The organism is Cupriavidus sp. 8B (assembly GCF_054589115.1).
On record NZ_BAAILO010000460.1, the window covers coordinates 1 to 15251 of the forward strand.

Below are 15251 nucleotides of genomic sequence, written 5' to 3' on the forward strand. Positions count from 1 at the left end.
CCTACTTTCTTGGCGAGACAAGAAAGTAGGTCGCCTCCCCGCAGGGGAGGTGAAACTGCCTTTGACTTTGACGTTAAGCAGTTGCAGTTGCAGTTGCAGTTGCAGTTGCAGTTGCAGTTGCAGTTGCAGTTGCAGTTGCAGTTGCAGTTGCCCCAAGTTACCGCAGCTGCCCCAAGTTACCGCAAAATCACACCCCTCCGTAGTAACCCTAGCCCCATCTCCTCCCTTCCTCCCACTGACAGGCTTTCGACAGCGTTTGATATCAAACTGAAAGCCATTTGACAGCGTAATGACAGCCCCTCCGGCGCAAACTTGCCGCCGTCATCAGCACACCCCCAAGCGCAAGCCCAGCCAAGGCCATCCCCTTCAAAAAAGGGGAAAACCGCCCCTCTGGCGCCCGATCAAAATCAAGCCACCGGAACCAACCGGCGGCGTCTGCGAGAGACAGCAACATGTCAAACTCCCCCTCCCAGCAACACGGGTTCCGCACCGTGTTCCGCGTTGTCAGCGGCAACTTCCTGGAAATGTACGACTTCATGGTGTACGGCTTCTACGCCGCCGCCATCGCCAAGACGTTTTTCCCCAGCGGCAACGAGTTCGCCTCGCTGATGCTCTCGCTCGCGACCTTCGGCGCAGGCTTCCTGATGCGTCCGCTCGGCGCCATCATCCTGGGCGCGTATATCGATCACCACGGGCGCCGCAAGGGCCTGATCATGACGCTGGTCCTGATGGCGCTCGGCACCCTGCTGATCGCCTGCGTGCCGGGCTATGCGTCGATCGGCGTGGCCGCGCCGTTGCTGGTGCTGGCGGGCCGGCTGCTGCAGGGCTTCTCCGCAGGCGTTGAGCTGGGCGGCGTGTCGGTCTACCTGTCGGAAATCGCCAAGCCTGGCAAGAAAGGCTTCTACGTGGCCTGGCAATCGGCCAGCCAGCAGGTAGCGGTGATCTTTGCCGGCCTGCTCGGCGTGGTGCTGCACTCCATGCTGTCGCCCGAGGAAATGGGCGAATGGGGCTGGCGCATTCCGTTCCTGATCGGCTGCCTGATCGTGCCGTTCCTCTTCCTGATCCGCCGCTCGCTGGAAGAAACCGAAGAGTTCAAGACCCGCAAGCATCGCCCCAGCATCAACGAGATCTATCGCTCGATGCTGGAGAACTGGCGCATCATCGTGGCCGGCTGCATGATGGTTGTGATGACCACGGTGTCGTTCTACATGATCACCGCATACACCCCGACCTTCGGCAAGACCGTGCTCAAGCTCGATGACGTGGACAACCTGATCGTCACCATGTGCGTGGGGCTGTCCAACTTCATCTGGCTGCCGCTGATGGGCGCCTTGTCGGACCGCGTGGGCCGCAAGCCGCTGCTGGTGATCTTCACCATCCTCACCCTGCTCACGGCCTATCCGGCGGTGTCCTGGCTGGTGGCGGAGCCGTCGTTCGGCCGCCTGCTGATGGTCGAGCTGTGGCTGTCCTTCCTGTATGGCAGCTACAACGGCGCGATGGTGGTGACCCTGACCGAAGTGATGCCGCCCGCGGTGCGCACGGCCGGCTTTTCGCTGGCCTATAGCCTGGCCACGGCCTTGTTCGGCGGCTTCACGCCGGCCATCTCGACCTACCTGATCCACAGCACCGGCAACAAGGCCGCGCCTGGCCTGTGGTTGATGTTTGCCGCTGCGTGCGGACTGATCGCCACGCTGGTGATTTTCCGTGGCGGACGGCAGCATGCCTACGTCGAGCCCGCGGCCAAGGCGGCCTGAGGATCACAACGCGGTGCACAAGGCCGGTTCACGAGGGCGGCCCTGCTGGGGTAGACTCGCTGTTCCGGCAGGCGGCTGCGAACACCGCGGCTGACATCGCGCCGCAATATGCCGGCGCCACCATCTGCGGCTGGCGCCCGCGCCTGCCGGATGCGCGGCTCCCCGCGCTTGGCTATCGGGCTCTTTGAGAATATCAATTAGCCCCGCCACACGGGGATGACGCATAATCCATGTTCGTTGCGCGGCAGCCTGGCCTTACCCGTTGGTGATAGCCCGGCTTGCAGCGCGAGCGTCTCTCTTCAACCGTATCCAGGAGCAGTTTATGAAGACCGTTGGTGACAAGATCGAAGCCTTCCACGTCGTCGGTGTCAAGCCGGGTTTCAACAACCATGAAGAGAACGGCCAGTCGGCCTTTGAAGACATCACCGAGAAGTCGTTCGAGGGCAAGTGGAAGATCATTTACTTCTACCCGAAGGACTTCACCTTCGTGTGCCCGACTGAAATCGTTGCCTTCGCCAAGCTCAACGGCGACTTCGCCGACCGCGACGCGATCGTGCTGGGCGGCTCGACCGATAACGAATTCGTGAAGCTGGCATGGCGCCGTGAGCACAAGGACCTGAACAAGCTGGACCAATGGCAATTCGCCGACGTGACCGGCTCGCTGATCGACCAGCTCGGCGTGCGTGACCACGCTGCCGGCGTCGCTCTGCGCGCTACCTTCGTCGTCGATCCGGACAATACCATCCAGCACGTGTCGGTCAATAACCTGAACGTCGGCCGTAACCCGGACGAAGTGCTGCGTATCCTCGACGGCCTGCAAACCGACGAGCTGTGCCCGTGCAACCGCGCTGTTGGCGGTGCCACGCTGTAAGCTGTCAAGCAGCCGGCAGTTTGTGACGATCTGCGCGCCGGGCTTCGGCCCGCGCCTCAAAACCCGCCATGGCGGGTTTTTTGAGACCCCACCGATAGGAGATTTGTATGGAATTCCTCAGCACGATTAAAGGCCTTATTCCTGACTACGCCAAGGATATCCGCCTGAACCTTGACGGCACCATCGCCCGCTCCTCGCTCGAGGGCAACGATGCGGTGGCCGTGGCACTGGCCGCGGCGTTTGCCGCCAAGAGCCGCGTGATCATCGACGCGATCCGCAACGCGGGCGTGCTGTCGCCCGAGGAAACCAATGCGGTACTCACCGCGTCCGCGCTGATGGGCATGAACAACGTCTGGTACCCGTTCGTGGAAATGGCCGACGACCCGGATCTCGCGACGCAACCGGCGGGCCTGCGCATGAATGCGTACGCCACGCACGGCGGCGTGGACAAGCGCCGCTTCGAGATGTACGCGCTGGCCGCGTCCATCGTCGGCAAATGCCATTTCTGCATCAAGTCGCACTACGCGCTGCTCAAGAACGAGCAAGGCATGACGGCGCAGCAACTGCGCGACGTAGGCCGCATTGCCGCCGTGGTCGTGGCAGCCGCCAACGTCATTGCGGCGGAATAAGGTGAAATAAGGTCGCATCGAGGGCTTGCGGCCGGCACACGCCGGCCCGGCCCTGCATGGTGCAACCGGTACTTCCCCGAAAGCCCCGCGGCGCAACACCGGCGGGGCGTGCCCAGCATGTTGCGCACGTCGGCGCAAGTCTGTAGCTGAGGTGCCAAGTCGGTAATTCACTGACTGCATTTGTGCACCGAAGGGCCTACAATCCAGCAAGGTCACAGCCTTCGCCCCTCTGCCATGAGCACCCTTCCTTCGCATACCTCCCCCCGCTTTCACTACCGCCTCGCCACCGTGCAGGACTGGGGCGACATTGCCGCCGTGACCCAGCAGGCCTACGGGCAATATGAGCTGGAGATCATGGAGGACTGCCGGGAGTCCTTCCAGCAGGGCATGAAAGCCGTGCTGGCCGCGTCGACTTCGGAAATGGAATGGTGGGTGGCGGAAACCGATCACGGCATCAACGGCGCGGTGCTGTTCTGCCATCCGGGCACCACATTGCAGGCGCTGGACGGCAGCACCATCACGCTCGCCTTGCCGGAAGCCCGGCTGCTGGCGGTCAGCCCCCAGGCACGCGGCCTGGGGCTTGGCCGCACGCTGATGCAGGTCTGCGTCCAGCGCGCGCGCGATATCGGCGCCGGCGCGCTGCTGGTGCGCACCATGCCGGAAATGAAATCCGCCAACCAGCTCTGCCTGCAGATGGGTTTTGTCAAACGCACCGAAGCCGGTGCGCGCTCGGGCCCGATGGCCCGGTTGATCGACTATATCTACGCGCTCCCGACCGAGAACGCGGCCGGAACCGGAGCGGCCGCCACAAGCTGAGCGCCCGCTGCGCTCAACCCGGCCTCAATCAGGCCTCAACTCGGCCTCACCCCCGCATCAATCCTGCGGGGAGACGATCGTGCCACGCCAGATCAGCACCACGGCTTGCGCAACGATGCCTTCCTGACGTCCCTCGAAGCCCAGCTTCTCATTGGTCTTGGCCTTGACGTTGCAACTGGCGGCGGGCAAGCCCAGGTCTTCCGCCAGGTTCGCCACCATGGCGCCGATATGCGGCGCCAGCTTCGGCGCCTGCGCGATCACCGTTGCATCCACGTTGCTGATCTCATAGCCTGCCTCGCGCACGCGGCGTGCGGCCTCGCGCAACAGCACACGGCTGTCCACCCCGGCAAAGCGCGGATCCGTATCGGGGAAGTGGCGGCCGATATCGCCCAGGCCGGCCGCGCCGAACAGTGCATCGGTGATGGCGTGGAGCAGCGCGTCCGCATCGGAGTGGCCCAGCAGGCCGCGGTCATGGGGAATGTCCACGCCGCCCAGGATGAGCTTGCGGCCCGGCACCAGCGCGTGCACGTCGTAGCCTTGGCCGACGCGGATATCGAATGGGGTCATGGGAGCAATACTCCTTCAGGATCGGTAATGGGGAATGGATGGGGATAGATGCACGTTGGCATTCAGGGCTTGGCGGCAGGGCCCTCGCCCAGCAGCAGTTCGGCCAGCGCGAAGTCCTCGGGATAGGTCACCTTGAAATTGCGCAGCGAGCCGTTGACCAGGCGCGGATGCAGGCCCAGCCGCTCGATCGCGCTGGCCTCGTCGGTCACCACGGCGCCCGCCGCCAGCGCTTCCTGCAGCGCCTGGCGCAATACGCCCAAGCGGAACATCTGCGGCGTCTGCGCCTGCCACAAGCCCTCGCGCGAGACCGTGGCGCCGATACGCACCACGGCCGCCGGCTGCCCGCCGGGGGCCGCATCGGCGCGCTTGAGCGTATCGGGCACCGGCACCGCCAGGATGCCGCCGATAGCCGCGTTGGGGCCGTCTTCGTCTGCGCCGTCGCCCTCCACCGCGCGCACCAGCGCGTGGATCATGGCGGGCGTCAGGCCTGGGCGGGCCGCATCATGCACCAGCACCCAGTCGCGGTCCGTGGCGCCGAGTTGCGCCAGGTGATGCAGGCCAGCCAGCACCGAGGCATGGCGCGTATCGCCGCCCACGAAGGCGGTGTCGAAACGCAGGCCGGCAAACGCCGCCGCGCCGAAACGGGACTCCAGCGGCATATCGTCGGGCGCCAGCACCAGCGCGGTGGCGCTGATGGCATCGCAGGCGGCAAAAGCGGCGAGCGCGTACCAGATCATCGGCCGGCCGGCCACGGTCTGGTATTGCTTGGGCAGGCTGCCGCCGGCACGGCTGCCGGTACCGGCACAGGGAATCAAGGCAAATCGGCGAGCAGACACGGATAGCGTGAGGAGCAAGGTGAGCGCCATGCCAAGAGCACGGCGCAAGGCTTCAAGGCCCCCGCCATGGGCAGGGGAACGGGAAGCGCGGTATTGAAAACGCGGATTCGGAGCGCATTCTATAATACGGCCTTCGCTCGCGGACATGCGGGCGTCGATCAGCGCGAGCGCCCGCCGGGCGTCGCATGCTTCGCCCACACCCCGCCCGCAATGCCGGCGGGGTGTCGCTGTTGCATGGCCGCGCTCTTTTGCCCCGCAACGCCTGAAAGCCGTCAACAAGCCAGCCCGTACCCGATGCCTGAAGCCAACCGTCCCGCCCCCTTCGCCAACCTCCCCTTGGTCAAGGCCGGCCAGCGCTATACCGTGTCCGGCCTGCCGGGCTCCGCCGACGCCTTGGCGCTGGCCGCCTACGCCAGCCAGCACAGGGAGCGCGTGCCGATGCTGGCGGTGGTGTGCGCCAATGCGGTCGACGCGCAGCGGCTGGCCGAGGAAATCCCCTGGTTCGCGCCAAACCTGCGGGTGCGCCTGCTGCCCGACTGGGAAACCCTGCCCTACGACAGCTTCTCGCCGCACCAGGACCTGGTCTCGGAGCGGCTCGCCACGCTGCACGACATCCAGGGCGGCCAGTGCGACATCATGCTGGTGCCGGCGCAGACCGCGCTCTACCGGCTGGCGCCGCCCGCCTTCCTGGCGGCCTACACCTTCTTCTTCAAGCAGGGCGAGAAGCTGGACGAAGCCGCGCTCAAGGCGCAGTTCACGCTGGCCGGCTACGAGCATGTCAGCGCCGTGATGCGGCCAGGCGAGTACAGCGTGCGTGGCGGGCTGATCGACCTGTTCCCGATGGGCTCGCCGCTGCCGTACCGGATCGACCTGTTCGGCGAAGAGATCGAAACCATCCGCGCGTTCGATCCCGATACGCAGCGCAGCCTGTACCCCGTGAAGGAAGTGCGCTTGCTGCCGGGCCGCGAGTTCCCGCTCGACGAAGGCGCGCGCACCGCGTTTCGCGGCCGCTGGCGCGAACTGTTCGAAGGCGATCCGAGCAAATCGACGATCTACAAGGACATTGGCAATGGCGTGCCGTCGGCCGGCATCGAGTACTACCTGCCGCTGTTCTTTGAAAGCTCGGCAACCGTCTTCGATTACCTGCCCGCCAACAGCCAGCTTGCCTTTGACGGCGATGTGCCAGAGGCCATCCGCCGCTTCTGGGCCGACACCACGCAGCGCTACAACTTCATGCGCCATGACCGCGAGCGGCCGCTGCTGCCGCCGGCCGCGCTGTTCCTGTCGGAAGAGCAGTTCTTTGCCGGCGCCAAGCCGCTCGCGCGGCTGGTGCTGCAGGCCACCGCTACCGGCGACACCGTGCCGCTGGCCGAGTCGCTGCCCGATGTCTCGGTCAACCGGCGCGCGGAAGATCCGCTGGTCAACCTGGAAGCCTTGCTGCTGAAAAAAGACCGGCGCGTGCTGATGTGCGCGGACTCCGCCGGCCGGCGCGAGACCCTGCTGCAACTGTTCGGCGAGAGCGGGCTGCGCCCGCAGCCGATCGATGATTTCGCCGCCTTCCTGGCGGGCGAGTCGCATTTCTCCATCGCGGTGGCGCCGCTGCAAAGCGGCTTCGCGCTGCCCGCGGTGGATGGCGGCCAGCCGCTGGACTTTGTCACCGAGGCCGAGCTGTATGCCGGCACCGCGCGCCGCACCGGCCGGCGCAAGCAGGAACAGGCCAGCGCCGTCGACTCGATGGTGCGCGACCTGGCCGAGCTCAAGATCGGTGATCCGGTGGTGCACAGCGAGCACGGCATCGGCCGCTACCAAGGCCTGGTCTCGCTGGACCTGGGCCAGGGCGAGGAGGAGTTCCTGCACCTGGACTATGAGAAAGGCAGCAAGCTCTACGTGCCCGTGCACCAGTTGCACGTGATCTCGCGCTACTCCGGCGCCGACCCGGACACCGCGCCGCTGCACCAGCTCGGCTCCGGCCAGTGGGACCGCGCCAAGCGCAAAGCCGCACAGCAGATCCGCGACACCGCCGCCGAACTGCTCAACCTGTACGCGCGCCGTGCCTTGCGCCAGGGCCATGCCTTCGAGCTCACGCCCAAGGACTACGAGAAGTTTGCCGAGAGCTTCGGCTTCGAGGAAACGCCGGACCAAGCCGCGGCCATTGCCGCGGTGATCGCCGACATGACCTCGGGCAAGCCGATGGACCGCCTGGTGTGCGGCGACGTGGGCTTCGGCAAGACCGAAGTCGCGCTGCGCGCTGCCTTCGTGGCCGTGATGGGCGGCAAGCAGGTGGCCATCCTGGCGCCCACCACGCTGCTGGCCGAGCAGCATTTCCAGAATCTATCCGACCGCTTCGCCGAATGGCCGGTGCGCATCGTGGAGCTGTCGCGCTTCAAGACCAAGAAGGAGATCGACGGCGCCATCAAGCAGATCAACGACGGCACCGCCGACATCGTGATCGGCACCCACAAGATGCTGTCGGACGACGTCAAGTTCCAGCGCCTCGGGCTGGTCGTCATCGATGAGGAACACCGCTTTGGCGTGCGCCAGAAGGAAATGCTGAAGACCCTGCGCGCCGAGGTCGACGTGCTCACGCTGACCGCCACGCCAATTCCCCGCACGCTGGGCATGGCGCTCGAAGGCCTGCGCGACTTCTCGGTGATCGCTACCGCGCCGCAAAAGCGCCTGGCCATCAAGACCTTCGTGCGGCGCGAGGAAGACGGCGTGGTGCGCGAGGCCATCCTGCGCGAGCTCAAGCGCGGCGGGCAGGTCTACTTCCTGCACAACGAGGTCGACACCATCGAGAACAAGCGCGCCAAGCTCGCCGAGCTGGTGCCGGAGGCGCGCATCGCGGTGGCGCACGGACAGATGCACGAGCGTGAGCTGGAGCGCGTGATGCGCGACTTCGTGGCGCGGCGCGACAACATCCTGCTGTGCACCACCATCATCGAGACCGGCATCGACGTGCCGACCGCCAACACCATCCTGATCCACCGCTCCGACAAGTTCGGGCTGGCGCAGCTGCACCAGTTGCGCGGGCGCGTCGGGCGCTCGCACCACCAGGCCTATGCCTACATGCTGGTGCACGACGTGGAAGGCCTGAGCAAGCTCGCGCAGCGCCGGCTCGAGGCCATCCAGCAGATGGAGGAACTGGGCTCGGGCTTCTACCTGGCCATGCACGACCTGGAAATCCGCGGCGCGGGCGAAGTGCTGGGCGACAAGCAATCGGGCGAGATCCACGAGATCGGCTTCCAGCTCTACTCCGACATGCTCAACGCCGCCGTCAAGTCGCTCAAGGCCGGCAACGAGCCCGACCTGATGGCGCCGCTGGCCGTGACCACGGAAATCAACCTGGGCACTCCGGCCCTGCTGCCCAGCGACTATTGCACCGACGTGCACGAGCGGCTCTCACTGTACAAACGCCTGGCCAATTGTGAAACCGCAGACCGCGTGGACGATATCCAGGAAGAGCTGATCGACCGCTTCGGCCGCCTGCCGCCGCAGGCGCAAGCATTGATCGAAACGCACCGCCTGCGCATTGCCGCGGTGCCGCTGGGCGTGCGCAAGATCGACGCCAACGACGCGGCCATCAGCATGCAGTTCCTGCCCAACCCGCCGATCGACGCGATGAAGATCATCGAGCTGGTGCAAAAGAATCGCCATATCAAGCTGGCCGGCCAGGACAAGCTGCGCATCGAGGCCAAGATGCCGGATGTGGCGGTGCGCGCGCAGACCATCAAGCACACCCTGCGCCAACTGGCCTGATCCTTGCGCAACGGATCCCGTTCGCGGCGCGCCGCCGCCGCGGCGGGCCACGATGGTGCACCGTGCATGGACCCGCGGGCCGGCACGGTGTAGCATCATTTACTTAACACGTTACCCAAAGCCAAAGGCCCCAAGCCATGCAAGCCGATACCCTCAGCAAGCCTGCCGATGCCGCAACCCGCGGCAGCGCGCTCGACTGGACCCAGCGCCTGGTCAGCTACGACACCACCAGCCGCCACTCCAACCTCGGCCTGATCGAAGCGGTGCGCGATCATTTCCTGGCCAAGGGCCTGCGCCCCCACCTGAGCTACAACCCGCAGGGCGACAAGGCCAACCTGTTCGTCACCGTGCCCGCCGCCGACGGCAGCACCGATGGCGGCATCGTGCTGTCGGGCCACACCGATGTGGTGCCGGTGGACGGCCAGAACTGGACCACCGACCCGTTCAAGCCGGTGATCCGCGATGGCCGCCTGTACGGGCGCGGCACCTGCGACATGAAGGGCTTTATCGGCACCAGCCTGGCGCTGCTGCCCACGCTGCTTGAGGCCAAGCTGCGCGAGCCGGTGCACTATGCGCTGTCCTTCGATGAAGAGATCGGCTGCATGGGCGCCCCCTACCTGCTGGCGGAGCTGCGCGAGCGCGGCGTGACCCCGGCCGGCTGCATCGTCGGCGAGCCCACCAGCATGCGCGTGATCGTGGCGCACAAGGGCATCAACGCCTACCGCTGCTGCGTCAAGGGCCAGGCCGCGCATTCCTCGCTCACGCCCAAGGGCGTCAACGCCATCGAATACGCCGCCCGCCTGATCTGCCATATCCGCGACATCGCCGACGAGTTCAAGGCCAACGGGCCCTACGACCGCGACTTCGACGTGCCCTTCACCACGGCCCAGACCGGCACCATCCACGGCGGCATCGCGCTCAACACCATTCCGGCGCTGTGCGAGTTCGTGTTCGAATTCCGCAACCTGCCGGGTGTCGATCCGGATGCCATCTTCGCCCGCATCCAGGGCTACGCCAACGACGTGCTGCTGCCGAAGATGCGCGCCGAGCATGCCGACGCGGGCCTGACCATCAACAAGATCGCCGCCGCGCCCTCGCTCGACGTGGCCGAGCAGGCCGCCATCACGCAACTGGTGCGCGCGCTGACCGCCGACCGCGACGTCAACAAGGTCGCCTACGGCACCGAGGCCGGCCTGTTCCAGCGCGCCGGCATCCCGGCCGTGGTGTGCGGCCCCGGCGATATCGAGCAGGCCCACAAGCCCGACGAGTACGTCGCGCTCGACCAGCTCGCCGCCTGCGAGGCCTTCCTGCACAAGGTGGTCGACAGCCTGCGCGCGAACTAAGCCGTTTTCCGTTGTAGCCGGGCCGCCGCCAAGGCGGGCCGGCCGTTGCGTCATGTCCAAAAATAACAGGGAGACACCATGACAGCAGTATCGGCAAGCGGTACCAGCAACAGCGGCGCGGCGGAATCGGCAGCGCCCGCCTCGCGCCACCCCTGGCGCGCGGTGATCTCGGCCTCGATCGGCAATGCCTTGGAGTGGTTCGACCTGGTCGTCTACGGCTTTTTCGCCGTCACCATCTCCGCGCTGTTCTTTCCCAACCACGATGCGAACACCTCGTTGCTGCTGACGCTCGGCACCTTCGGCGTGTCGTTCTTCATGCGCCCGCTGGGCGCCATCGTGATCGGCGTCTATGCCGACCGCAAGGGACGGCGCGCCGCGCTGACGCTCTCCATCCTGCTGATGATGGTGGGCACGCTGATCATCGCGCTGCTGCCCACCTATGCCGCGATCGGCGTCATGGCGCCCATCGGCATCGTGCTGGCGCGCATGATCCAGGGCTTCTCGGCAGGCGGCGAATTCGGCAGCGCCACCGCCTTTCTCGCCGAGCATGCGCCCAACCGCCGCGGCTTTTACTCCAGCTTCCAGGTTGCCAGCCAGGGCCTGACCACCTTGCTTGCCGCGGGCTTTGGCGCGGTGCTCACCACCACGCTCACGCCCGAGCAGATGCAATCCTGGGGCTGGCGCGTGCCCTTCCTGTTCGGCCTGCTGATCGGCCCGGTGGCCTACTACATCCGCCGCCACGTCGACGAAACGCCCGAGTTCCTCCAGGCCGAGACCACCGAGACGCCGCTGCGCGACACGCTCAGCCATCAGAAGGTGCGCCTGCTGCTGGCCATGGGCGTGGTGATCGTGGCCACGGTGTCGACGTACCTGGTGCTGTACATGCCCACCTATGCGGTCAGGCAACTCGGCCTGCCGCCCTCGGCGGCGTTCGCCGCCACGCTGGCCACGGGCGTGGTGCAGATGCTGTTCGCCCCGCTGGTCGGGCACTGGTCCGATCGCTATGGCCGCATCCCGCCCATGCGCCTTGCCGCGCTGCTGTTGCTGGGGTCGATCTGGCCGCTGTTCTGGCTGCTCAGCCACTACCCCGGCTTCGGCGTGATGCTGGCGGTGCAGGTGGTGCTGGGGCTGATGATGACGCTGTACTTCGGCGCGCTGCCCGCGCTGGCGTCGGAGATCTTCCCGGTCAAGACGCGCACCACGGGCCTCTCGCTCTCGTACAACATCGCGGTGACGCTGTTTGGCGGCTTCGCGCCGTTCATCTTGACCTGGCTGATCGGCGCCACCGGCAGCAAGCTGGCGCCGAGCTTCTACCTGATGGCGTGCGCGGTGATCAGCCTGGTGGCGCTGGGCCAGACACGAGCCCGGCTCGGCATCCGCTGAGGGCCAGGCGCAACCCAGCTTCCAACACGAAGAAAAACCAAGAGGAGAGTCTTTATGGCAGCACCCAAAGCCCATCGTTTCCATGCTTGCCCCCCGTCCGCCTTGCGTGCCGGCGTGTCCGCCCTCGCGCTGGCCGCCGGCATGCTGTGCCTGGCACCCGCCGCCGCGCAGGCACAAGCCGCCGGCAGCGAAAGCCTGCAGGCGCAGATCGATACCCGCGCCAAGGCCGTGGAGGCGCAGCTGATCGCCTGGCGCCGCGACATCCACCAGCATCCCGAACTGGGCAACTATGAGGTCCGCACGTCCAAGCTGGTGGCGGACCACCTGCGCAAGCTCGGCATGGAAGTAAAGACGGGGGTCGCCAAGACCGGCGTGGTGGGCGTGCTCAAGGGCGGCAAGCCGGGCCCGGTGGTGGCGCTGCGCGCCGATATGGATGCCTTGCCGGTCAAGGAGCGCGTGGACGTGCCCTTCGCCTCCAAGGCCCGCGGCCAGTACCTGGGCAAGGAAGTGGACGTGATGCACGCCTGCGGGCATGACACCCATGTCGCCATCCTGATGGCCACGGCCGAGGTGCTGGCCGGCATGAAGGACCAGCTGCCCGGCACGGTCAAGTTCATCTTCCAGCCGGCCGAGGAAAGCCCGGCGGACTTCGAGCCCAACGGCAGCAATATGTGGGGCGCCAAGCAGATGGTGGCCGAGGGCGTGCTGGACAATCCCAAGGTGGATGCCATCTTCGGCCTGCACGTGAGCAGCGGCATCGAGTCGGGCAAGCTGGCCTGGCGCAGCGGCCCGTCGATGGCCGCCGCCGACCAGTTCTGGATCGACGTCAAGGGCCGCCAGACCCATGGCGCGCGCCCCTGGGGCGGCATCGACCCGATCGTGGTGGCCTCGCAGATCGTCATGGGCCTGCAGACCATCCAGAGCCGCCAGGTCAACGCCATGCTGGAGCCTTCGGTGATCACGGTCGGCACCATCCACGGCGGCAACCGCATGAACATCGTGCCGGAGAAGGTCGAGATGATGGGCACGGTGCGCACCTACGACGAAGGCATGAAGAAGGACATCCACGCCCGCATGAAGCGCACCACCGAGGCCATCGCCAGCAGCGCCGGCGCCGAGGCCACCTTCAAGGTGGTGGAACTCTACAACGCCACCGTCAACCAGCCCGCGCTGACCGACAAGATGGCCCCCACCCTCAAGCGCGTGGCCGGCGACGGCAACTGGATGATCGCGCCCAAGGCCACCGCCTCGGAGGACTTCGCCTTCTACCAGGAGAAGGTGCCGGGCCTGTTCTTCAATCTTGGCGTCACGCCCAAGGGCACGGACGTGAACAAGGCGCCGTCCAATCACTCCCCGGAGTTCTACGTGGATGAGCCGGCGCTGGTGAATGGGGTTAGGGCGTTGGCTGGTTTGACGGTCGACTATATGACCATGGCACAGCGATAAGCGTGATTGCCGGGCAGATGATGGTCGGGTTGATCTCGTCTGCCCGAGAGGCTGTTATGGGGCACGACCGCTTCCGGCTTCCAGGTCCGGCCGCAGCCGTCACGTAACGGCGATGGCAAAAGATCGATCGACAAGTTGATATTGGCCTGGATCAGATGCGCGCAAAGTCGGCAAACCACTAGTCCAACAACTTCATGGCGGCATCGACGAGGTCGCCCCTCAGATCAGCCGGTTCTGCCATCAGGCCGCTGACGTACGCGCCGTTGATGAGCAGCGTTATCTGAAAGGCAGTTCGGTCGGGATCACTGGCGCCAAGCCTGGCCACTATGGTCGCGAGCCTCGCCCGCAGTTCCTCCTTGTTGCCCCGGGCGACGACCCGGCCAGGATGGTTGTCGTCGGGAAACTCCGTCGCCAGGTTGAGGAACGGACAGCCCCGAAAGGCGGGGAGTCCGATCCGCTCTGCGATCCCGGATAGCAGCGCCTCCAGCAAAGCGCGCGGGTCATCAGCGTGCTGCTCTTCAATGCGATCCCAGCGCGCCCAGAACAACCGATCCTGTTCGGCAGCGAAGGCGGCGATCAAAGCGTCCTTGGATTCAAACAGGCGATAGAGGCTCGTCTTCGACACCCCGGATCGCTCGACGACCGTGTCGACCCCAATGGCGCGAATGCCCTCGCGGTAAAACAATTCGCTTGCCGTCGCGAGGATGCGCTCGCGCGCGCTCACTTCGCCCTTTGGCGGGGCTCCCCGCCGGGGCCGGGTTCCTGCCGTCATATCCGCATGCTCCACTCGTTCCGATTTCCCGCTTGACAAAGTAACAGACCTGTTCCTAATATCAAAGTAACGTACAGGTCCGTAACTTTACAGGAAGATGGCGATGCATGCGATCGAGGCGGAGACTTTCTCGGGCTATGGCGGCTTGCGGCAGATCGAATTGCCCAGGCCGCAACCGGCAAAAGACAGGGTACTGGTTCGCGTCACGGCCGCCGGCGTCACGCCGCTCGATCATACGATCCTGTCGGGTGGGCACCCTCGGGCCAAGGCGCCGCTGGTGCTCGGCAATGAGGGCGCTGGTGTCATCGAGGATGCCGGCAACTCCGGTCTCGCGGTGGGAAGCCGCGTGATGTTCACCGGGCCTTACGGCGTTCGTGAACATGGCACGTGGCAAGAATGGCTGCTGGTGCGCCCCGAAGATCTGGCGCTCGTGCCCGACGTGATCGACGACGTAGTCGCGGCCAGCCTTCCAGTGGCCTATCTGACGGCGCAGATCACGTTGACGCTGGCCGAATTCAAGCCCGGCATGACGGTGCTGGCTCCGGCAATCGGCGGGTCGGTCGGCAACGCAACCTATCAGCTCGCGCGGGCGCAGGGCGCCGGCAAGGTGATTTCGACGGCCGGCAGCGCGGCGAAAGCCGCTCGCGCACGCGAGCTTGGCTTCGAAGACGTGATTGACCTCAGCACGGAAGCTCTCACCGACGGTGTTCGCCGGATAACGGCCGGCAGCGGTGTCGATATCGTGATCGAGAGCATCGGCGGCACCGTGACCAGTGAGGCGTTGAGCAGCCTTGGTCCCGGCGGTGTCCTGATCACGCTGGGCTATTCCGCCGGACGCAAGACCACGATCGATGTGACGGACCTGATCTGGAAACGCGCGCGGATGGCCGGCTTCTCTTTGTTTGCCCAATCACCGACCGCGATTGCCACCGCGTGGCGGGACATCATCCCGCTGATCGTCAGCGGATCAGTCAAGCCCATCGTCGAGCGGGTTTATCCGCTTGGCGAGGCGGGCGAAGCCTTGCGCCATCTGATTGAGGATCGGCCCTTTGGCAAAGTCGTCCTGGCGGAATGATCG

Annotated in this window: 12 protein-coding genes; 9 read left to right on the forward strand and 3 right to left on the reverse strand. The window is 65.8% G+C overall.

Annotation, left to right across the window (positions count from 1 at the left end; translation table 11 throughout):
• Positions 1 to 452 precede the first annotated feature (452 nt).
• The 4 genes from tcuC (at position 453) to ACYP5B_RS43625 (ending at position 4070) form a co-directional block, all read left to right on the forward strand.
• Entirely contained in the window at positions 453 to 1754 is a 1302-nt protein-coding gene (gene tcuC, locus ACYP5B_RS43610) for a tricarballylate/proton symporter TcuC (RefSeq protein ID WP_459573772.1), read from the forward strand.
• 322 nt (positions 1755 to 2076) lie between these two features.
• On the forward strand, positions 2077 to 2625 hold the full coding sequence (locus tag ACYP5B_RS43615; protein WP_267606313.1) for a peroxiredoxin: 549 nt from the start codon (positions 2077 to 2079) through the stop codon (positions 2623 to 2625).
• A 107-nt stretch (positions 2626 to 2732) separates the two neighbouring features.
• Positions 2733 to 3254, forward strand: coding sequence for a carboxymuconolactone decarboxylase family protein (locus ACYP5B_RS43620; RefSeq protein ID WP_459573773.1), 522 nt, complete (start codon positions 2733 to 2735; stop codon positions 3252 to 3254).
• A gap of 234 nt (positions 3255 to 3488) precedes the next feature.
• Positions 3489 to 4070 carry a GNAT family N-acetyltransferase gene (locus tag ACYP5B_RS43625; RefSeq protein WP_459573774.1) on the forward strand — a complete coding sequence of 194 codons (582 nt, stop codon included), beginning with the start codon at positions 3489 to 3491 and terminating at the stop codon, positions 4068 to 4070.
• Between the two features lie 57 nt (positions 4071 to 4127).
• On the opposite strand, the gene ispF is transcribed toward ACYP5B_RS43625, so the two are convergent.
• Entirely contained in the window at positions 4128 to 4637 is a 510-nt protein-coding gene (ispF, locus tag ACYP5B_RS43630) for a 2-C-methyl-D-erythritol 2,4-cyclodiphosphate synthase (protein ID WP_459573775.1), read from the reverse strand.
• Between the two features lie 62 nt (positions 4638 to 4699).
• Positions 4700 to 5503, reverse strand: a complete 804-nt coding sequence (gene ispD / locus ACYP5B_RS43635; RefSeq protein ID WP_400094451.1) for a 2-C-methyl-D-erythritol 4-phosphate cytidylyltransferase — start codon at positions 5501 to 5503, stop codon at positions 4700 to 4702.
• A gap of 264 nt (positions 5504 to 5767) precedes the next feature.
• Here ispD and mfd point away from each other — a divergent pair, with 264 nt between their 5' ends.
• From mfd to ACYP5B_RS43655, 4 genes are all read left to right on the forward strand, one after another.
• A complete protein-coding gene (gene mfd, locus ACYP5B_RS43640) occupies positions 5768 to 9229 on the forward strand; it encodes a transcription-repair coupling factor (protein ID WP_459573776.1) in 3462 nt (1153 codons plus the stop codon).
• Positions 9230 to 9366: 137 nt separating this feature from the next.
• Entirely contained in the window at positions 9367 to 10572 is a 1206-nt protein-coding gene (gene argE, locus ACYP5B_RS43645) for an acetylornithine deacetylase (protein ID WP_318238123.1), read from the forward strand.
• A gap of 78 nt (positions 10573 to 10650) precedes the next feature.
• Positions 10651 to 11955 carry an MFS transporter gene (locus tag ACYP5B_RS43650; protein ID WP_459573777.1) on the forward strand — a complete coding sequence of 435 codons (1305 nt, stop codon included), beginning with the start codon at positions 10651 to 10653 and terminating at the stop codon, positions 11953 to 11955.
• Positions 11956 to 12009: 54 nt separating this feature from the next.
• Complete coding sequence (locus ACYP5B_RS43655) at positions 12010 to 13401, forward strand: amidohydrolase (RefSeq protein ID WP_459573778.1); 1392 nt, start codon at positions 12010 to 12012, stop codon at positions 13399 to 13401.
• Positions 13402 to 13579: 178 nt separating this feature from the next.
• Here the strand turns inward: ACYP5B_RS43655 and ACYP5B_RS43660 are convergent, their stop codons facing one another.
• The gene (locus ACYP5B_RS43660; protein WP_459573779.1) at positions 13580 to 14173 is read right to left on the reverse strand and encodes a TetR/AcrR family transcriptional regulator; all 594 of its coding nucleotides are present in this window, start codon (positions 14171 to 14173) and stop codon (positions 13580 to 13582) included.
• 103 nt (positions 14174 to 14276) lie between these two features.
• On the opposite strand from ACYP5B_RS43660, the gene ACYP5B_RS43665 reads away from it, so the two are divergent.
• Positions 14277 to 15248 (forward strand): quinone oxidoreductase family protein, encoded by a 972-nt coding sequence (locus ACYP5B_RS43665; RefSeq protein WP_459573780.1) that lies wholly within the window; start codon positions 14277 to 14279, stop codon positions 15246 to 15248.
• The last annotated feature ends 3 nt before the right edge of the window (positions 15249 to 15251 follow it).